The 19987-nt window shown below is 34.8% G+C and carries 17 protein-coding genes and 2 other annotated features; of the genes, 12 read left to right on the forward strand and 5 right to left on the reverse strand.

The features are described from left to right. Nucleotides 1–222 precede the first annotated feature (222 nt). The gene (locus H1A07_RS00165) at nt 223–1272 is read right to left on the reverse strand and encodes an IS30-like element ISLjo1 family transposase (RefSeq protein ID WP_011161461.1); all 1050 of its coding nucleotides are present in this window, start codon (nt 1270–1272) and stop codon (nt 223–225) included. Nucleotides 1273–1389: 117 nt separating this feature from the next. On the opposite strand from H1A07_RS00165, the gene H1A07_RS00170 reads away from it, so the two are divergent. Continuing rightward, complete coding sequence (locus tag H1A07_RS00170) at nt 1390–3318, forward strand: GTP-binding protein (protein WP_210145025.1); 1929 nt, start codon at nt 1390–1392, stop codon at nt 3316–3318. A 28-nt stretch (nt 3319–3346) separates the two neighbouring features. Here the strand turns inward: H1A07_RS00170 and H1A07_RS00175 are convergent, their stop codons facing one another. Continuing rightward, nucleotides 3347–4273 (reverse strand): magnesium transporter CorA family protein, encoded by a 927-nt coding sequence (locus tag H1A07_RS00175; RefSeq protein ID WP_210145026.1) that lies wholly within the window; start codon nt 4271–4273, stop codon nt 3347–3349. Nucleotides 4274–4582: 309 nt separating this feature from the next. Here H1A07_RS00175 and H1A07_RS00180 point away from each other — a divergent pair, with 309 nt between their 5' ends. The 11 genes from H1A07_RS00180 (at nt 4583) to H1A07_RS00235 (ending at nt 17041) form a co-directional block, all read left to right on the forward strand. Continuing rightward, nucleotides 4583–4744, forward strand: a complete 162-nt coding sequence (locus H1A07_RS00180) for a CsbD family protein (protein ID WP_172972192.1) — start codon at nt 4583–4585, stop codon at nt 4742–4744. 39 nt (nt 4745–4783) lie between these two features. After that, nucleotides 4784–5050: a GlsB/YeaQ/YmgE family stress response membrane protein gene (locus H1A07_RS00185; RefSeq protein ID WP_094496405.1), complete on the forward strand. Its 267-nt coding sequence runs from the start codon at nt 4784–4786 to the stop codon at nt 5048–5050. A gap of 135 nt (nt 5051–5185) precedes the next feature. Next, nucleotides 5186–6013 carry an exodeoxyribonuclease III gene (locus tag H1A07_RS00190; RefSeq protein ID WP_094523666.1) on the forward strand — a complete coding sequence of 276 codons (828 nt, stop codon included), beginning with the start codon at nt 5186–5188 and terminating at the stop codon, nt 6011–6013. A 71-nt stretch (nt 6014–6084) separates the two neighbouring features. Beyond that, nucleotides 6085–8925 (forward strand): DUF3427 domain-containing protein, encoded by a 2841-nt coding sequence (locus H1A07_RS00195; RefSeq protein WP_478219574.1) that lies wholly within the window; start codon nt 6085–6087, stop codon nt 8923–8925. A 90-nt stretch (nt 8926–9015) separates the two neighbouring features. Further along, a complete protein-coding gene (locus tag H1A07_RS00200) occupies nt 9016–9903 on the forward strand; it encodes an alpha/beta hydrolase (protein ID WP_210145028.1) in 888 nt (295 codons plus the stop codon). A gap of 527 nt (nt 9904–10430) precedes the next feature. Continuing rightward, nucleotides 10431–10669: a binding site (T-box leader), on the forward strand. 75 nt (nt 10670–10744) lie between these two features. Beyond that, nucleotides 10745–11302 (forward strand): streptococcin A-M57, encoded by a 558-nt coding sequence (locus H1A07_RS00205; protein WP_094496409.1) that lies wholly within the window; start codon nt 10745–10747, stop codon nt 11300–11302. A 643-nt stretch (nt 11303–11945) separates the two neighbouring features. Beyond that, nucleotides 11946–12183 (forward strand) — a binding site (T-box leader). A 79-nt stretch (nt 12184–12262) separates the two neighbouring features. Next, nucleotides 12263–12508 carry a hypothetical protein gene (locus H1A07_RS00210; protein ID WP_210145029.1) on the forward strand — a complete coding sequence of 82 codons (246 nt, stop codon included), beginning with the start codon at nt 12263–12265 and terminating at the stop codon, nt 12506–12508. Continuing rightward, the gene (locus tag H1A07_RS10040) at nt 12505–12918 is read left to right on the forward strand and encodes a hypothetical protein (protein ID WP_244974141.1); all 414 of its coding nucleotides are present in this window, start codon (nt 12505–12507) and stop codon (nt 12916–12918) included. Before H1A07_RS00210 ends, H1A07_RS10040 begins: the two co-directional genes overlap by 4 nt. Before the next feature lie 282 nt (nt 12919–13200). After that, a complete protein-coding gene (locus H1A07_RS00220; RefSeq protein WP_094496411.1) occupies nt 13201–13485 on the forward strand; it encodes a hypothetical protein in 285 nt (94 codons plus the stop codon). A gap of 936 nt (nt 13486–14421) precedes the next feature. After that, a complete protein-coding gene (locus H1A07_RS00230) occupies nt 14422–15471 on the forward strand; it encodes an AI-2E family transporter (protein WP_210145030.1) in 1050 nt (349 codons plus the stop codon). A gap of 238 nt (nt 15472–15709) precedes the next feature. Continuing rightward, nucleotides 15710–17041 carry a dihydrolipoyl dehydrogenase family protein gene (locus tag H1A07_RS00235; protein WP_210145031.1) on the forward strand — a complete coding sequence of 444 codons (1332 nt, stop codon included), beginning with the start codon at nt 15710–15712 and terminating at the stop codon, nt 17039–17041. Nucleotides 17042–17083: 42 nt separating this feature from the next. Here the strand turns inward: H1A07_RS00235 and guaB are convergent, their stop codons facing one another. The 3 genes from guaB to H1A07_RS00250 all read right to left on the reverse strand — a co-directional run bounded on the left by guaB (nt 17084) and on the right by H1A07_RS00250 (nt 19974). Next, nucleotides 17084–18238: an IMP dehydrogenase gene (gene guaB / locus H1A07_RS00240; RefSeq protein ID WP_210145032.1), complete on the reverse strand. Its 1155-nt coding sequence runs from the start codon at nt 18236–18238 to the stop codon at nt 17084–17086. Nucleotides 18239–18309: 71 nt separating this feature from the next. Next, the gene (locus H1A07_RS00245; protein ID WP_210145033.1) at nt 18310–18885 is read right to left on the reverse strand and encodes an SGNH/GDSL hydrolase family protein; all 576 of its coding nucleotides are present in this window, start codon (nt 18883–18885) and stop codon (nt 18310–18312) included. 75 nt (nt 18886–18960) lie between these two features. Then, nucleotides 18961–19974, reverse strand: a complete 1014-nt coding sequence (locus tag H1A07_RS00250; protein WP_094498802.1) for a D-2-hydroxyacid dehydrogenase — start codon at nt 19972–19974, stop codon at nt 18961–18963. Between the last annotated feature and the right edge of the window lie 13 nt (nt 19975–19987).

Genomic DNA, 19987 nt, shown 5'->3' on the forward strand with positions numbered 1-19987 from the left:
GTGTATATTAGTTTTAATATATATTTAATCGCTTTTTTATAAATACTTATATTATATCCATGAAGATTAAGGCGTCAATATAGACAAAATATTTAATTAATCTTTTGAAATTCATGACAATAAATCAAAGTAATTTTTAATAGGCTATAATAAAAGTACTATCTATATTTTTTGGAAAAATAAACTAATCGCAAATTGCAATAATAAATTGAACACTTTTAGTTAAGCTGCTTGATAGATTAGATCTAATTCTCTTTCAAAGATTTCATCTGGTGTATGATAGGCCAGTATCTTTCTTGGCAAAGAATTGCACCAGGTTTCAATATTAATGATGTCTTGTAAAGAATAGTTAGCTATTGCTTCTCCCTTAGGAATGAATCTGCGAATAAGACCATTGTGTCTTTCAACTGTTCCCTTATCACAAGAAGTGTAAGGATGGGCATAGTAAACCAGTGTATTGGATACTTTTTCTAGGTTGGAAAGATCTGCAAACTCTGAGCCATTATCAGTGGTAATGGTTTTAAAAATATCATTCCAATGTTCGCTGTATTGCCTTTGGAGTTCTTTAAAGGCCTGCATGACACTGACAGAAGTCTTGTCAGGAATACGAAGAATTAAAAACTCACGACTCATACGCTCAGATAAGGTTAGCAGTACCTCATCATCTTTGCTCTTATGTCCGAGAACTAAATCGCATTCCCAATGACCGAATTCATTACGTTTATTGATCTCTTTAGGACGTTCTTCAATGCTTCTGCCAAGTTTTTTCTTATTTTTGCGAATACGATGAAGCTTAGTATTGCGTTTAAGCTTCTCTGGCAAGTCGTAATTATAAATTCCTAATAAGCCTTGATCAACGTAATTATAAAGAGTTTTGGTGCAGACAACATCGCTGCTAGCGAATTCGCCAACAGCAGTAGCACGATTACTGCACACATCAAGCGACCAGCCATCTTTAAAAAAATGCTTGTGGACATAGCGCATGAATTGAGCTTTCCTGAGAAAGTCTGATTTGCGCCCACAATTTTTACGATGAGCTTTATATGCATCATGCCCTTGAGTAGCCTTATATTTTTTGACTTTACCATGATACAGTTTTACAGTGCCACGCTTAACCTCATAGCTGATAGTAGAAGGAGAACAGTTAAGTTCACGGGCAATTGCACGCAAAGAATAGCCATCTTTCAAACGCAATTGAATAATAACTCGCTCTTCAAATGATAAATGCTTGCCTTTAACGTGCTGGTTCATGGTAGAATGTAAAGAGTCCATTTTGACCTCCAATAGAAAGTTTTTGTGGTTATTAACATTCTATCAAACAGGTCCGAATGGACTTTTTATTTTTTATCAAGTGTTCAATTTAATTTTACAATCAGCGAAAATAAACTAATGAAAAAACTAACAATAGGAATTTTAGCTCATGTAGATGCGGGAAAAACTACCTTATCAGAAGCGATGCTCTACAAAAGTGGTACGTTAAGAAAATTAGGTGCAGTTGATAAAGGAACTGCATATTTAGACAATGATAATTTAGAAAAGAAACGCGGAATTACGATCTTTTCTCACATGGCGCGCATTCAAAATGAAAATAGCGAATTACTTCTCTTAGATACTCCTGGCCACATTGATTTTGCTCAAGAAATGGAAGAGACACTTAGCGTATTAGATTACGCAATTTTAGTTGTGTCGGCTGGTGAAGGCGTAACTGCTTATACACAGACGCTTTGGAACTTATTGAAAAATCACAAGATTCCAATTTTTATTTTTGTTAATAAGATGGACACTTTAAAGGCTGATAAGGAGAAGGTTCTTCACAACTTAAGTACATTCGATGACAACTGTGTTGAGTTTGAGAATGAAGATTCCGATTTTTATGAAAAAATTGCTACAACAGATGAGTCAATTTTAGAAGAATATCTAGAATCTGGTCAGATAAAAGATGAAGAAATCAAAGATTTGATCTTTCAAAGAAGAATTTTCCCAGTGTATTTTGGTGCAGCTTTAAAATTAAAAGGCGTAGCTGAATTTTTACAGGGACTAGATAAGTGGACTAAGAAAATAGAGTATCCTGAGAAATTTGCTAGCCGTATTTTTAAGATTTCTCACGATGAGAAGGGCGAGCGGTTAACTTGGCTTAAAGTTACTGGTGGGGAATTAAAGGCCAAGACTGAGCTAATGCCTGATGAAAAGGTAAACGAAATTCGTCTCTATAACGGTACTAAATATCAGGTAGTTCCTAGGGCTCAAGCTGGCGAAATCGTTGCTGTAAGTGGACTTAGAACTACCTATCCTGGTCAAGGCTTAGGCTTTGAAAGAGATCAAACGAACTTTGCAATGCAGCCAGTTCTAACTTATGCAGTTCAGACTGCACCAGATAAGACACATGCGACGCTAACAGCTCTAAGACAGCTAGAAGATGAAAATCCGCAATTGCACGTTAAGTGGGACAAGCAGGCAGAAGAGATTAGCATTGATGTAATGGGGAAGATCCAGTTAGAAATTCTTCAGCAGATTTTGTATGATCGCTTTAACTTAGAGGTTGAATTTACTCAGGGCAAGATTCTTTACCAAGAAAGTATTAAGTCTTCAGTTGAAGGGGTAGGTCACTTTGAACCTTTACGGCACTATGCAGAAGTTCACTTATTGCTAAAGCCTGGTAAACTAGGCAGCGGCTTAGTTTTTAAAAATGAGTGCAGCCTAGAAGTATTGCCTAAGAAATGGCAAGACCAGGTGATGGAGAGTCTAGCTAATAAAGAGCATCTGGGTGTTTTAATCGGCTCTCCTCTAACTGATGTTGAAATTATCCTGATTGGTGGTCGCGGCAGCAATGTACACACAGTAGGTGGCGACTTTAGAGAGGCGACCTATCGTGCAGTGCGACAAGGTTTAATGGAATTAAAAGTGCAAAATCAAGTATCTTTACTTGAGCCTTGGTATCAATTTACTTTAAGGATTAATCAAGAACAGGTTGGTCGGGCAATTAATGATATTGAGAAAATGGGCGGAAAGTTTGAAATTGGGGAAAGTAGTGCCAATATCGTAACAATTACTGGTCAAGCGCCAGTGGCACAGATGCAAGACTATGCGACTGAAGTTAGGAATTATTCACACGGCAGGGGTCAATTAGAATGTTTATTTACAGGATATCAAGAATGTAAAAATAGTGGTGAAGTTATTGCGGATGCAAATTACGATCCCGTTTCTGATATTAACAATACGCCTAATTCTGTTTTTTGTTCTCATGGTGCAGGGCATACCGTCGTATGGGATGAGATACCCGATCGTGCTCAATATCCGTATTTAAAATCTAAAAATTGATTGTTGTAAGTTAAAAGCATAGGCAGAATTATTTTAGATAATTCTTTTTGCGCAAAAGTAAAGCTGAAATAATGGCTAAGGTAGCCCCAAATAAAGTTACCCATAAAAATCCAAGTTCATTCTCCTTACCAGGCAATCCGCCAACGTTCATACCCCAGATACCGCTAATTAAAGCTGGAATTGAAATAATTAAGGCAAGGGAATCTAAATATTTCATTAAGTTGTTTAAATGATTATCCATCATTGCCGAGAAGAGGCCATTAATTGATTCTAAAAGATCGCGATAAACTTTAATTTTCTTAGTAAGTCGACGTTGAGAAAGAAGCAAATCAATAACCAAGTTTGAGTTGACAGACTTTTTCTCTTTAAAAAAGTCAATTATAGATTCAATAGAAGAAGCCTGATCATCCATTGTGTGATTAAAGTAAACCAAAGTTCTAGTTAAATCAGTTGCTTCCTTTAAAGATTTAGTTTTAGTAGTCGTTCTTGCTGCCCGATCTAAATGATCAAGTTGTTGTTTTATTTTGTTAAGTTCTTTATTAAAGCACTGATTTTGATAGAGTAATTGCTTAATTAAAAGATCTTCAATCGATAAGTTAACAATTGATTTTGGATCTTCTAAAGTAGGAGTCGGTGTTTTTTGTAAAATTAAGATTAATTGTTGAGAATTAAAAACTGCAATTGTGGGGTAAATTGCATCTTCTACTTGGCTTTGGCTAGGATCAAAATTAAAAGAGACAAAAATCTGTGCGTTTTTTAATTTACAGTTGGGCAAAGAATTAAAATGCGACACTTCGGTAGCAGAGAATTCCTTAGCAAAAATGTCATGATCGCAACCGATTGCTTTTTCTATCTCATTTAGTTCGTTAGAAGTGGGACGAACTAAAATTATGAGTTTAGCCATTAAAAAGTTATTGTGTTTCATTTGTCCATTTTTATCATATACGCTAATCATAAAAGGTTCTCCTAACTAGTTTTTTAGGCTAAATATATCATATACGGAAAGTAGATAGAGATTTAATGCTTAGTAGTAAGAAAGATGGACATGTGCTAATTAATTTCAATATATGTATAGTAAAAATTAATTTTTAATTAGTGTACATAACAAGTTATTAAGTAAATCTTAAGCTTAACCGTCTTAAGGCACCATATTATCTTTATAAATTAGTCCTTGATATGATTAGGTTAATCACTTAACAAAGATTGAAAATAGCTAGCTAGACGATCTTTTAATGTGTCCTAACGAAAGGAGAACTAGATTATGATGAAAGACAAACATGGTATTAAGGATAAAGTAGCTGGAAAGCTTAAAGAAGTAGAAGGGAAAATCACTGGTGATAAAGCTCGTGAGGTCGAAGGAAAAGCTCAACAGGCTAAAGGAAAGGTGAAATCTAAGGCTACTGAAGTAAAAGAAGACTTAGAATAGTCTACTTATTGTATATTTTAGGAATAGGAGGCGATCCCCATGCTCCATTGGATTTGGGTTTTGATTGTCGGAGGTGTAATCGGGTTAATTGCAGGAGCCATCACTCATAAAGGTGGCTCAATGAACTGGATTGCTAATATTATTGCTGGGCTAGTAGGTTCATCTCTAGGCGAAGCTTTGCTTGGTGCCTGGGGTCCGCAAATAGCGGGAATGGCAATTGTTCCATCATTACTAGGAGCTATTATTTTAGTTATCTTAGTATCATGGATTATGACAATGTTATTTGGTCCTAAGGCTAGCGAATAAATCATATTCAACACAATTTAATAATATCTCACAAAAGAGCAGTCTTAGCAGGCTGCTTTTTTCTATGGGCGGCGTTCTGGCTTTTCATAGTATAATGAACGTGATATAAAAATTTAGGTAAGAAAAGAGATAATAATGCGTTTAATTTCATGGAATATTGACTCCCTTAATGCCGCTTTAACCAGTGATTCACCGCGTGCTCAACTTACACGTGGCGTTTTAAATATAATTAAAGAAAAAGATCCTGATATTATTGCCATTCAAGAAACTAAATTACGGTCTACTGGTCCGACTAAGAAGCATCAAGAAATTTTAGCTGAAATGTTTCCTAACTATGATTATGTATGGCGTTCTTCTGAAGAACCTGCACGAAAAGGCTATGCAGGAACTATGTTTTTGTATAAAAACACTTTAATGCCTGAAGTAACTAAGCCGACTATTGGCGCACCCGATACAATGGATTATGAAGGACGAATTTTAACCTTAGAATTCGATAATTATTATGTTACTCAAGTCTATACACCAAATTCTGGAAACGAATTAAGACGATTAGAAGATCGTCAAATTTGGGATGAAAAGTATACAGAATATTTACAAAAATTAGATAAAAGTAAACCAGTAATCGCTAGTGGTGATTATAATGTTGCACATACTCCAATTGATTTGAAACACCCTGAAAATAATCATCATAATGCTGGCTTTACTGATGAAGAAAGACAAGATTTTGATAAGCTACTCAAACTTGGCTTTACTGATACATTTAGAAAAGTTCATGGCAATATTGAAGGAGTCTATTCTTGGTGGGCTCAAAGAGTGAGAACCAGCAAGGCTAATAACTCAGGCTGGAGAATTGACTATTATATTGTTTCTGATAGAATTGCTGATCAGGTAACTAAATCAGAAATGATCGATACAGGAGAGCGCAAAGATCATTGTCCAATTATGCTAGAAATTAATTTATAATTATCCACTTGTGGATAAGTGAAGAAGATCGTTTGGGTCTTCTTTTTTAATTTAGATGGGAAGTGAAGACTGTGGATAACGTTTTAAAAGAAGCAATTTTAAATGGCTTGTATGACAAAAATGAAAATAAGGGAAATGAGTTTATCGGTCCCCAGTTAGTAAATAATGATGATCAAGATAAAATTTGGTTTACTTTGCGGCAAGAATTGCTGTCAACCACTTCTTTTACTTGGGCAGTTGCATTTATTTCTGAAAATATGCTTGTTCCATTTAAATTAGTGATGTCGGAACTAGCTAAAAAAGGAATTAGCGGTACGTTAATTACAGGTACGTATCTTGGTTTTAATAGTCCGAAAGTTTTCAAGGAATTAATGAAAATACCGAACCTGAAGGTTCGTATAAGTGAAGAAGCTGGTTTTCACGCTAAGGGATATATTTTTAACCATGAGGATTATCAAACTATTTTAATTGGGAGCGCAAATTTTACTAGATCAGCTTTATTGAAAAATTGCGAGTGGGGATTAAAAGTAACTTCTCATGAAAATGGCCAATTAGTTCAAGAAGTTAATAATCAAATTCAGAGTACGTTTACTACTAGTATTCCGCTTACCAATTCCTGGATTAGAGAATACGGGAAAAATTGGCAGCCTGTCAAAAAGACTGCTATGCATTTGGTAAATAATCAGAAAGAAAATATTTTGCCTAATAAGATGCAAAAAGCAGCTTTAAATAATTTAGCTGCTCTAGTAAATGAGAATGCAAAAAGAGCTCTGGTCGTTTCTGCCACTGGAACTGGAAAAACATATTTAGGAGCATTTGCAGTTCGAGAATATCAACCTAAAAAATTCCTCTATCTAGTACATCGAGAACAAATTGCGAAAAAATCTTTAGAGAGTTTTTATAAGGTAATTGGCGGAAAACGCGAGGACTATGGTTTATTAACTGGAAATAATCATGATTTTAATAAAAAGTATCTTTTTGGAACTATTCAAACTTTAAGTCAGGACAAAGTTTTAGCAGAATTAGAGCCAAAAGAATTCGATTATATTTTAATTGATGAAGCCCATCGAGTGGCCGCTCCAACTTATCAAAAAATTTTAGAACACTTTACACCTAAGTTTTTACTAGGGATGACCGCTACACCAGAAAGAATGGATAAGCAAAACATCTATGAAGTATTTGATTATCACTTAGCTTATGAAATTAGGTTAAAGGATGCCTTGAATGAGCAGATGTTAACACCGTTTCATTATGTGGGAGTAGAAGATTATACGGTAGGTGATGAGATAATTACTGAAACTAGTAAATTAAAAGACTTAGTGGCTGAAAAGCGAGTTGAGTATGTCCTTAAGCAGCTTGATTACTATGGCTATTGCGGTAAAAAAGCTAAAGGCTTAGTATTTTGCAGTCGGCAAGAAGAAGCACGAAAGTTAGCAGAATTATTTACCCAAGCAGGACACCCTGCACAGGCTCTGACTAATGAAGACAGTCAGAAGAAACGAGTAGAAGTAACTAAAAAGTTAGAAAATGGTGAATTAGAATATATATTTACCGTAGATCTATTTAACGAAGGAATTGATATTCCATCCCTAAATCAGATTGTGATGCTCCGAAATACCCAATCGAGTATTATTTTTATTCAACAACTAGGTCGTGGGCTGCGTAAATTTCCTGGAAAAGACTATGTAACTGTAATTGATTTCCTGGGTAATTATAAGAATAACTATCTAATTCCAATTGCCTTAAATGGTGATAAGAGCCGTGACAAAGACCAACTTGTTAGAGAAAGTAAATTACCGCAAGTTATCGATGTTTCAACAATTAACTTTACTGAAGTAGCTTCACAAAGGATTTTAGATTCACTTGAAAAAATAAAACTAGATAGCATGCGGGAACTAAAAAAGTCTTACGAAGATTTGAAGGCAAAACTAGGTCACGCACCTCTTTTATATGACTTCTATCAATATGGAACAACTGCTCCAACTGCTTTTGCCAAAAATCATCTTTTAGCCCATTATGGTGACTTTTTAAAGAAAATGGGAGAAAACGTCGAGCTAACAGATTATCAAAGTTCTGTTTTATCTTTTGTAACGAAGGAGTTGTTATTTGGTAAAAGACCGCATGAATTATTGCTACTAGAAAGCTGCTTAGGTAAAGAAAAGGCAAGTGAAGCATCTTATCTGCAATTACTTGAAGGAAAAAATTGTTACGTAAATGATGCTGTATTAGAGTCAGTTGATAAAGTTCTATCCTTAGAATTTTTTGACGTAAAGCAAGGAAAAACAACAAAAAAAGAGCAGTATGGCAATGTTCCCTTAGTTGAAAAGAGAGGAAAGTACTATCTATTTTCAAGTCAACTTTTACAGGCCTTAAGTGATAATCAGCAATTTAAAGACCTATTTAACGATGTTATAAAAACAGGCTTGGCGCTTTCAAAAGAATATAATTCTGATCAACAATTTACTTTGTATAAGCAATATGATCGTAAGGACGTTTGTCGCCTATTAAACTGGCCTAAGGATGTTTCTGCGCCAATGTATGGTTATCGTGTTGGTGAAAAAGAAACGCCGATTTTTATCACTTACCAAAAAGATTCAAAGAAGAAGAGAAATGCCCGCTATCATAATACTTTAGAAAATGGACATAGTTTGCGCTGGTATACCCGTACGCCACGTCACATTGATTCAGATGAGGTAAAACGGCTGCTTAATACAAAAGATATGAAATTACACCTATTTGTTAAGCAAAGCGATGCAGCAGGAAAGGAATTTTATTACTTAGGGACTGCCGCTATCCAAAAGAATTCTGTTAAAGAAGAAAAAATAGGTTTAAAACAAAAGAGTACAGTTGGAATGAATCTAATTCTCAAGCATCCGTTAAATCAAGCCATCTATGATTTGCTTTTTAGTTAAGAATTAAGCATAGTTTAGGATAAATTATAGAAATTCATAATAATTATTTGATAAATTTCAAGTTGCGAAAATGGAGGGGATGAGATAAGGGTGAAAATAAAACTAGTCTCTTTAATTACTTTATTAGCGTTAGTTTTGACAGGATGCAGTTTTCAAAACAAACCTAATAGAGCTGATGCAGCACACAAGTACTATGTTGAAAAACGTGAAACGCCGAAAAATAACCTCAATGTAATTCCAACATTGTTTTTCCATGGAGGATTAAGTAATTATCATGGGGAGGAGAATATGGTAAAAGCTGCTCAAGAAGCTGGAGTGACTAATTCTGTCATTAGAGCTGATGTAGATGCCAATGGAAAGGTTAAATTGATTGGTACTATTCCAAATAACGCTGTTAATCCAATTGTAGAGGTAAACTATCGAAATAACGTTCAACTTGATTTTAAAGAAAATGGACGTTACGCCAGAAATGTAGTTCAGACTTTACAAAATGAGTATGGAATTAAAAAGGTAAATATGGTGGGACATTCCCTGGGAAATACTTCAATTATGTATTATCTCCTTCAAGCAGCTCATAATCCAAATTTACCGAGATTAAATAAGGAAGTTTCAATTGGCGGGCATTTTGATGGTCTTGATTTTAAGCAGTTACCAATTGCTATTAGGCAACCTGATAACCTTAGAGTTAATAATGAAGGAAAGCCAAATAAAATGAATGCCACCTACCGTGAAATGGCGAAATTACGAACTCTTTACCCAATGAAAGAAATAGATGTCTTAAATATTATTGGCAATATTGGTGGAGATTCGGATGGAATTGTAAAAAACGCCTCATCTCTTTCATTAGAATATTTAGTTGCGTCTATGGCTAAAAGCTATCGCGTAATCACAATAACTGGCAAGAATGCGGAACATGGACAATTAACTTATAATAAGCAGGTAGAGAAGCAGATTATTAATTTTTTATGGCTACAATAACAAAATAAAAGAAGATGTTTGAAATGTAGTGACCCCTGAATTTGGACACTTCAATTTTGGTTAGAGAAATGCGCGACTGCTAATGTTTTTGGTTAAAAGAGGCATTTTAATTAAAAACTTTTCAAATTTAGAGTACGAAAAAGCCACTTAAGAAAAGTGACTTCTGGTTGTTTTGCTCACGAAGCATTAACGCTTAATTTCGTGGATCAATCAAGTAACTGAATCAACGAGTGGTGAAACTTGGTATAATATTAAACCAATAGCAATTAAAGTAAATGCGTCAAGCAAGACGTACAATTCCTTAAAGAGAACTTGATTAGGCTACGTTGCTAGCGCGCATATATTTGTCAAAAGATGTCTTATGGGTGGTCGTTGAACCACCTTTTTTTATTGCAAAATTTTCAGGTTTCCCGTATCACAATATATTATATTAAAAATAGCGAAAATTATAATTTAACTAATAAATAATTAAAACTATTGTTGACTTTTAATTTTTATCACTGTAATATTATGTTCAATAAAAAATAACAACAGCTTTGATAAGGAAAGTAAGTTTTACTGAAGTACTACAGAGAGTTTCTGGTTGGTGCGAAGAAACAACGAAGGTTTAGCTGAAAATCACCTTTGAGCAGAAATTACGAATTGAGTAGTTTCAGGGTGCGCCCTTTATAGCGTCGACGTATCGCTCTTTTTTGAGTCGCACGTGCAACGAGGCTGGGGCTATGCTCAGCGAACATAGGTGGTACAGCGCCAAAGCGCCCTATTAGATCAAAATAATTGGTCTGGTAGGGCGTTTTTTCTTTAACAACGCTGTTAAATTGTAAAACAGGAGGATAATTTTATGAATGCACAATTATCAAAAAAATCGAAGTTTTTTTGTTTAATGATGACCTTTGTTATGATTTTAGAATTTTTTGCTACAACTGCTGTACCAGCATTTGCAAGTCAACAAAAAACAGATGTAGATAATGATCCTGAAGTTGCTGTAGTAGCACAGGAATTAGAAAAAATTTTTGCAAATGGAGTTAGTCAGGAAAATCTAAATAGATATGTATTAAAAAATTTCTCTAATAAAGAACTTACTGTTGCGGAAAAAGAACTAGATGTTAATTATAATCCGTTTTCTCTACAATCGAAAAATGATAATAACTCATTACATTCTGTTTCTGTATACGGTTGGAATAATTTAGGACAATGCATGTACAATAAAATCAAAGATGAATTTTTTGCAATGGTTAATATCGGAGTAATTGTTAAGTATGCTAAGAAAAAAGCATGGAAAGAATTAGCTAAAGTTGTTATTCGTTTTGCTAAAGGTGCGGGTGTTAGAACGAATGCAGCCATCGTTGCAGCTCAGTTGGCTGTATGGGCTGTCCAATGTGGAATGAATTGGGATTAATTTATGCAACATGTAGTAGATTTTCTAATTACTTATGTCCTTGTAGTTATATATTATTTTCTGGATAGCGGATATTTTCGCCCATTTGCTTCCCTAATTATGACTTTAGTATTAATAGGTTCAGGATATTTCATTGGCAAGCTATATTATGAATCTAAAAATAGAATTAATAAATAACTAAAACTATAGCTTTTGGCAATTTTCGGTGTAGTGCTACTTATGACGAATATAATTTGGATTTATAATTAAAAGATATAAGTTACCTCTAACTCCCAGTAGCGTAGGACTTGGCTATTCTGAGACGATACATTAGGATCGTGCAAAAATGGGTGTTGGATACTACAACCGTATGATGATACTTAACTTGTTTAGTCACTTCATCAATGGACTTAGACACTTGTAATCTGCCTTGACACAAAACCTGTCGTCCTTATCGCAATGTTTTTATAAATTGCATTATCTACCATTAGGAAAGGAATACACTCAATCAAGTAGCTTTACTTTAGCTATGAAATAAAAATTATATATCTAATCTAAAAATTTTTATATCTTAGTAGGTAATTTTAATAAAAAACAATACTTTAAGCAAAAATTTATTGACTTTTAATTTTTATCGTCATAATATTATGATCAACAAAAAATAACAACGGCTTTGATAAGGAAAGTAAGTTTTACTGAAGTACTACAGAGAGTTTCTGGTTGGTGCGAAGAAACAACGAAGGTTTAGCTGAAAATCACCTTTGAGCAGAAATTACGAATTGAGTAGTTTCAGGGCACGCCCTTTACAGCGTGGACGTATCGCTATTTTTGAGCTGCACGTGCAACGAGGCTGGGGCTATGCTCAGCGAACATAGGTGGTACAGCGCCAAAGCGCCCTATTAGATCAAAATAATTGGTCTGGTAGGGCGTTTTTTCTTTAACAAGGCTGTTAAGTATAGGAATAATTGGAGAAAAATTATTATGAAAAAGTTTAGTAAGTTAGCTGCTCAAGCAGCAGTAGCTGTATCGCTATTCTCAGTAGGGACACCTACATTTACATCTGCTGTACAAGGTTCATCTATTGAAAATGTAACACAGGACACATTAAGTTTATCTACTCAAACGAAGTTGGATCCTTATGTAAAAGTTGAACATAATCAATCTGTTTTAAGTGAAAGCGCAAAGATGTTGTTTCGGCAGAAGAGTATAGAGTTGCACAACAAATGATTGAGCATAGTAATGTGGTAGTGGCAAATTCAGGCTCTGTAATTAATAGAAAGACAAAAGTAGCAACTAATGATTTTACTTTATCTGATGAAAACAGTATTGTTTCTTTAAATAAGGGTACATTGGCAACTAGCCAAAGCAGATATCATTATGGGATTAACAAGGTAACATATCATTGGAATTATATTAGAGTATATCTAAATAAAAATTTAACCCAAGCCGTTGCAGGTGGAGCTGTTGGGGGTGTAGGAGCACTTATTGCGAACTATGTCACAGGAGGTGCCGCTACTTTTGCAGTAGGTGCAATTAGCTCATCGGTAGGTGTATTAGTTACAAATGGCATTAAGGGTGGAGTTTGGGTAGATTATAATTTCTTCACAGGAACTGTAACTGGATTCGGATGGCAATAATCTTATGAAAAGAAAGCAATTAATTTTATATTTTATTTGTTTAACATTGGTAATTGAACTTTATAATTTCCTAATTGCCCCATATATTTCAAATTGGTTTTTGAATATTATATTAAGCGCAATATGCGGAGGACTAATTACTTTAGTAGTTTATAAATTGAGCAAATAGAAAAGTTTTTAACTTAGTAGTAGATTTTTTTGCTTATTATAAAATTTATTTCATTTTTATAGTTCAAATTTAATCTAGCTACCATTAAGGATTTTTTGGAATACTGAAATCTTATGAAAATACGAGAAAATATTCTGAAAAAACGTATTGCCACAACTCTTTTTTATAAATATGATGTAACGACAATTTTTGTATTACTGGCTTTATTAAATCTTGGATCACCGTGGGGAAATTTTTCTTACCGTATGGTTATGGTTCTAATGAACATTGTTGTTGGAGCTAGTATGGAATATTTAGTTAATAGATTTTCTTCAACAAGACGCCCGTTGTTTAAAGGGCTGGTAGCCTTAATTTTACTTTTTATAAATATTATTTGGATTTTAGTTACAGTCATCTAGTCAAGTGAGGATGAGCTATGAAAAAGCTACTATTATTTTCAAAACGAATATCCATACTTCAATTATAAATGTGACAATGCAATGGCCACTGTGGGTTAAGGTATCTCTTTTACTCATTGGATTTTGTTATATCTGTATTTTTGGCACACAATTTTTAAAGAAATTAAAAAGGTTCTACTACTTAAACTTTATTAACATACTCTCTATAGTACTTTCAGGCTTCTTTCTATAGTCGCTATGTGAACTTTTTTATCGTTTTCTTTTGTTTCTCTTTTTTGTCATAAATTATATGCGATGAATAATAGGTCTAAAGATACAATTTAAATTCATCTTTTCTATCACTTCCTTTCAGATACATATGGGATAATTAAACACTTCAAAGTGAAACTTTAAGTAGTACTACGTCTAATGGACTCATGTAAGTGCCTCGTTTCTTAATTGATTTATGTCCTAAGTATATTTAGATTGTTTTGATAAATTAAAAAAAGTCGTATTTGAACATTTATGTCTGAAGTTAACCCCCTAAAGTTGGATATGAATTTGGGCGTCACTACATTGAAATATCTTCTTTTTTAAATCTTATTATCATGATGATTTTTTTATCAAAATTGTGAAGCCAGATACTCCAGGCGGCTTGAAATTCGATAATTAACACGCTAGCAGAGATGAGTACTAAGAGAATTAAGGCATAACTAGCGGTTTCACCTAATTCAGAGGTATCAAAACCATATATAAAGAGTTAACCGCCTCCATACATAATCAAAATCATCCAATAAATGTTTGCTAACCACCACAGTTTCCTCATTTAGATACCGCTTTCATTTACCGGAGATAGTTACTATAGCATTCTTATAGGTAATTAAAAGTTTACTGCAAGTCTCATAGGAAAAAGATAAGTGTATAATTAAGTAAAAAATAGGGAGGCAAGTAAACTAAATGGGACAAGCTTGGAATAAATTTAAAGAAAATACAACTGCACATCGTGTTGTGACACTCTGCTTAATTATTCTGGTTCTATATGCAGCTCGTTCGATGATGAACACCATCTTGCTAACGTTTATTTTCACATATTTAATTGTGCATTTAATTCGGTTTACGCAAAAGAAAATTCCTAGCCTACCCGCACAGATAATTGTAGTTTTTGCTTATCTCTTAGTAATTGCAATTATTTATTTTGCAATTACAATCTATGTGCCAATTTTAATTAAGCAAATTGTAAAAATGAGTCATTCTCTGATTAAATTCTATCAATCGGATGATATGAACTGGATATCACGTTACTTAAGTCGTTATATTAGCAATAGTGAAATTACAACACAAGCAAAACATGGTGTAACTATTTTAGTTCATGCTTTAACTAATTTTGGAACATTAACTATAGCGTTCTTCATGTCGCTAATCATGAGTTTTTTCTACACAATTGAACTTAATTCAATGACTGAATTCTCTCATACTGTTTTGCATAGCCGTCACTTATCATGGCTATTTGAAGATATTGCATATTTTGGCAATAAGTTTGTTAATACTTTTGGCGTCGTCTTAGAAGCTCAATTCTTCATTGCATTATGTAATACAGCAATGACAATGATTTGTCTAATCATTATGAAAATGCCGCAGATTATTGCGCTAGGACTAATGGTCTTCATTCTAAGCTTGATCCCGGTTGCCGGTGTAATTATTTCCTTGATTCCGTTAAGCCTCGTCGCATATTCCGTTGGCGGAATTAGGTATGTGATTTATATCTTTATTATCATTATGATAATTCACGCGATCGAAGCCTATATTTTGAATCCCAAATTTATGTCGAGTAAGACCGAACTACCAATCTTTTATACGTTTGTTGTTTTACTTGCAGGGGAACATTTCCTTGGAACATGGGGATTAATCGTAGGAGTACCGATCTTTACCTTCTTGTTAGATATTTTAGGAGTAAAGTCAGTTAAAAGGAAAAAACCTCAAATTTTAAAAATTGAAAGCAAAAAATAAAAGCAGCTGTAAAGCTGCTTTTTGCGTATTGTAAATAGGATAGTAGGTTCCAAATGAGAATATATGAAAAATACGAGATATGAATGGAGTTTTTAATCTTACTATTCACAATACAATATTAATTACGCAAAAAAGTTAGTTTTTTTGTTATTTTTTATAAAAATTCAAGCGCTAATAATAGCGGCTTCATATATTCTTTTGATAAACTGGAAATGAAAGAAAGATATGAGGCAATGTTATGAAAAAATATGATTATATAATTTTAGGAACAGGTCCTGCAGCATATCAATTAATTAAGCTATTAGCTACACAACATAAATCAATTTTGGCTATTGAAAGTGGCTTATTCGGTGGAACTTGTCCTAATGTTGGTTGTGAACCTAAAATCTACTTGGATGGTGCTGTTCAAGCTGCGCTTCTTAGCAAGCAATTAGAAGGGCATGGCATTGAACAGGCTGCGACGATGAACTGGTCACAATTAATGAAAGAAAAGAAAGAAAGATTTGCCAGCTGGGCAAATGAAACACGAAAGAACATTAGTAAAGTTTGTGATGTCATAAGTGGAAGTGCGCATTTCATCGATCGACAAACAATTGAAGTAAATAGACAATATTTCCAGGGAAATAGAATTATAATTGCAACTGGAAGGAGACCCCATGAACTCTCGATTCCAGGGGCGAAGTTCTTACATGATAGTTCCGATGTTCTCTCTTTAAATAAGCTTCCAGAGCATGTTACGTTTATTGGCGGTGGATATGTAGCAATGGAATTAGCTACCTTTTTAGCTGCTGCGGGTAGTCAAGTAACTATTTTAGTGCGAGGAGATCGAGTATTACGGCATTTTTATCAAAAATATAGTCGTGAATTGGTTGTAAAAATGAAAGAGCGAGGAATCCAATTTAAATTTGAAACGGAACCAACTCGTATTACTCAATTAAGTGATAAGTATGTTGTTGAATTAAATCAAGATGGGCCAATGGTAACGGACTATGTAGTAAATGCTAGTGGGCGTACCCCAAATATTGAAAAGCTAGATCTATCAGCCGCTCAAATTGACTATTCAACTAGAGGCATTGACGTAGACCGTCATCTTCAAACAAATGTTAATAATATTTATGCTATTGGAGATGTTACGAGCCAAGATATACCAAACTTAACTCCTATAGCAGAATTTCAAGCACAATATCTCTTTAATTCTCTTGAAAAGGGGCTTACTCAGCCAATTAACTATCCGGCTATCGGAACGGGAGTATTTGCTTTTCCGCAACTAGCTCAAGCTGGAATCAATCCTGATAGTGTTCTTGAAGATGGAGATAATTTTGAAATTAAAGAATATGAATTAAGCCAAAGCAGTTTATATGCTGGTCAAAAAGAAAAAGGTTTATTAACTGTAGTGTACGATAAGGCTAATTATATTGTTGGAGTTAGTGAGATAAGTACTAGCGCGATTAATGATATAAATTACTTTATTCCAATTATTGGTCTAAGAATTAATAAAAATGAATGGCATCGAAATGTCTTGCCAATTTATCCTGCATTAGCCGATAAAATTGAAGGAATTTTGAGATGAAAAAAAGCACCATGAGGTGCTTTTTCATTACAAATATAAATTTTATAAGTCGCTACCGCCATAGTTTGGAGCTTCCTTTGCCATTTGAACATCGTGTGGATGAGATTCACGTAAACCAGCATTAGTAATTTGAACAAATTGACTGTTTTCAATCAATTCTTCAATTGTGCCTGCACCGACATATCCCATTCCTGCACGGAGACCACCGTCAATTTGATAGATGATATTTGAAACATCGCCCTTATAAGGAACTAAGGCCTCAACACCTTCAGGAACTAATTTATTTGCCTCATTAACTCCACCTTGGAAGTAACGGTCAGATGATCCATGTTGCTGAGACATAGCGCCAACTGAACCCATACCGCGATAGGATTTGAATTGCTTACCTTCATTAGTAAAGATTGTTCCTGGAGCTTCAGTAGTTCCCGAGAACATTGAACCAAGCATTACGGCATTTCCACCTGCAGCTAAAGCCTTAACTACATCTCCAGAATATTTAATACCACCATCAGCAATTATCTTTTTGCCATATTTTTGTGCGACACTAGCAGCGTCATAAATAGCTGTAATTTGTGGAACTCCGACACCAGCAACAATACGTGTAGTACAAATTGAACCAGGTCCAATTCCAACTTTAACAACATCTACTCCGGCATTAAATAGGGCAGCTGTTCCTTCACCCGTAGCAACATTTCCAGCGATTAATGTAGAATTAGGAAAATGTTCCCGAATTTCTTTAATTTTACGTAAAACACCCGCCGAGTGACCGTGTGCAGTATCAATAACAATTGCGTCAGAACCTGCCTCAAGCAAAGCTTCAGCACGTTCAAAAGTATCACTTGTAACGCCAACAGCAGCGGCAACTAAAAGGCGGCCTTGATCATCAAGTGCAGGGTGAGGTAATTTAGGATCAACCGCTTTAGTTTTAGCCTTTTTAACCTCTTCAACCTGGGCATCGATTGAAAGGTTCTTATGAATAACCCCTAGACCACCATTTTCTGCGATGGCGATTGCCATCTTTCCTTCGGTAACAGTGTCCATTCCAGCAGAAATAAGTGGAATGTGAAGCTGAAGGTTAGGCGCTAATTGTGTGTCAAGTTTAACTTCATTAGGCAGCACGTGACTTTCAGCTGGAATTAAAAGTACATCATCAAAAGTTAATCCTTTTTTGGCAAATTTTGTTTCCCACAAACTCATTGTAAAGTCCTTTCTATGAAGCAACGTTTAATATTAAATTAGCTAGACTTTACTCGAATCTCATCCAAAAGTCAATTAGAAATTTGGTTTAATTTTTTAACAATTAGATTAGCTAGTAATTTATAGCCGTTGACTCCGAAGTGAAGTCCATCATTCTTTTTGCCATCAAAAATTTGAGGAAAGTTTTCTTCTGCCAGCATTTTATTTGCTAGATCAATAACTGAAAACCTGTATTCTCTAGCTACTTTTTTAACAATATTACCGTATTCCATGACTAGGTTATTGTTTCTAACTCTTTGTTTATTTTCATCAACTGTCGGTGGCGTGATAAAGATAACTTTCTCTGGATAATAAAGCCAAATAATGCTTGAAGCAATCAATTCTAAGTTGTTTTCAAATTGATGAAGGCTTACTTGTTTATGCGTGGCCAAGTCGTTAGTGCCGACTAGAATAATTAAGTAGTCACATTTAGGCTGATTAAAGACTAAATTAGGGAGAGAAAGGGCAAGTCCGCCAGAGTTAATTCCTGAAATTGCAGTATTTTGAATGTCGCAGGCAAGCATTTTTTGCAGTTGAAAATTCAGTTCCGGAATTGTATGATTCTCGGAGCGAGCAATAATACTGTCGCCAGTAAGAAGTAGTTTCATAATAAGAATCCTTTGGGTAGAAAAAAGACCTTGAGAAAAATCTCAAGATCTTTTTAATTATCAATAATATAATCTTTAGAACTTGTTCTTGTCTAAAGCAACTGGTGAGTCAGGCTTTTCACCGTTGATTAACTTCAAGTTGTTGTCAAATGCCTTAACAACCATGTTACGTACTGCGTGAGTAGTGTAGAAAGCAGTATGTGGAGTTACTAAAACATTTGGACGATCGATTAAGTCAGCTAAACGAGCATCTGGGAATTCTTTACCTTCCCAATCCTTATTAAATACGCCGACTTCGTCTTCGTAAGTGTCCATTACGAAGCCAAAGATCTTACCTGAGTCTAAACCACGGATAACAGCATCAGTGTCAACAAGTGGACCACGTGAGCAGTTTACGATTACGACGCCATCTTTCATCTTAGCGATTGAATCATCATTGATCATGTGAACATTTGCAGGAACATCTGGAACGTGAAGTGAAATTACATCGGCTTGCTTGTATAAGTCATCAAGTGAGTCAACGTAGTAACCCTTCTTTTCAAGTTCTGGGTTCTTGAAGATATCGTAAGCAATAACTTTTGCGCCAAAGCCTTCCATAATCTTCATAAATACTTGACCAATGTGACCAGTACCTACAACACCAACAACTTGGTCACGAACTTCACGACCAATAGTAGGTGCCCAGCGTAAGTCGCGCTTAGCCATCTTTTCATCCATACGCTTATCTTGACGTAGTACACGAGCAGCTTGGATTGCAGCATGTTCAGCAATTGCGTCAGGAGAGTATACAGGAACGTTAGTGATTTCAAAGCCTAATTCTTTAGCCTTGTCCATGTCGATGTTGTCAACACCAACGTTACGTAATGACATCTTAGTTACGCCAGCATCAGCTAAAGCTTGAAGAGTTTCAGGAGTGTAGTCTAATTGTTGGTAAACAACAACACCGTCAGCACCCTTAGCTAATTTAGCAGTTTCAGGGGTTAAAAGCTTGTCAGTGTATTCAACTTCAATATCCTTGTGTGCATCTTTCCATTCGTTTAAGAAAGGTTCTTCATCTTTACGAATAGCGTAAGCAAAAATCTTTGTCATAAATTAAACCTCC

It is taken from the genome of Lactobacillus taiwanensis (assembly GCF_017894345.1).
GTDB classification, from domain to species: Bacteria; Bacillota; Bacilli; order Lactobacillales; family Lactobacillaceae; genus Lactobacillus; species Lactobacillus taiwanensis.

Bases quoted from the DNA above. Each gene is read 5' to 3' on its own strand.
- H1A07_RS00165 (WP_011161461.1), bottom strand. From the start codon at position 1,272: ATGGACTCTTTACATTCTACCATGAACCAGCACGTTAAAGGCAAGCAT.
- H1A07_RS00170 (WP_210145025.1), top strand. From the start codon at position 1,390: ATGAAAAAACTAACAATAGGAATTTTAGCTCATGTAGATGCGGGAAAA.
- H1A07_RS00175 (WP_210145026.1), bottom strand. From the start codon at position 4,273: ATGATTAGCGTATATGATAAAAATGGACAAATGAAACACAATAACTTT.
- H1A07_RS00180 (WP_172972192.1), top strand. From the start codon at position 4,583: ATGAAAGACAAACATGGTATTAAGGATAAAGTAGCTGGAAAGCTTAAA.
- H1A07_RS00185 (WP_094496405.1), top strand. From the start codon at position 4,784: ATGCTCCATTGGATTTGGGTTTTGATTGTCGGAGGTGTAATCGGGTTA.
- H1A07_RS00190 (WP_094523666.1), top strand. From the start codon at position 5,186: ATGCGTTTAATTTCATGGAATATTGACTCCCTTAATGCCGCTTTAACC.
- H1A07_RS00205 (WP_094496409.1), top strand. From the start codon at position 10,745: ATGAATGCACAATTATCAAAAAAATCGAAGTTTTTTTGTTTAATGATG.
- H1A07_RS00210 (WP_210145029.1), top strand. From the start codon at position 12,263: ATGAAAAAGTTTAGTAAGTTAGCTGCTCAAGCAGCAGTAGCTGTATCG.
- H1A07_RS10040 (WP_244974141.1), top strand. From the start codon at position 12,505: ATGATTGAGCATAGTAATGTGGTAGTGGCAAATTCAGGCTCTGTAATT.
- H1A07_RS00220 (WP_094496411.1), top strand. From the start codon at position 13,201: ATGAAAATACGAGAAAATATTCTGAAAAAACGTATTGCCACAACTCTT.
- H1A07_RS00230 (WP_210145030.1), top strand. From the start codon at position 14,422: ATGGGACAAGCTTGGAATAAATTTAAAGAAAATACAACTGCACATCGT.
- H1A07_RS00235 (WP_210145031.1), top strand. From the start codon at position 15,710: ATGAAAAAATATGATTATATAATTTTAGGAACAGGTCCTGCAGCATAT.
- guaB (WP_210145032.1), bottom strand. From the start codon at position 18,238: ATGAGTTTGTGGGAAACAAAATTTGCCAAAAAAGGATTAACTTTTGAT.
- H1A07_RS00245 (WP_210145033.1), bottom strand. From the start codon at position 18,885: ATGAAACTACTTCTTACTGGCGACAGTATTATTGCTCGCTCCGAGAAT.
- H1A07_RS00250 (WP_094498802.1), bottom strand. From the start codon at position 19,974: ATGACAAAGATTTTTGCTTACGCTATTCGTAAAGATGAAGAACCTTTC.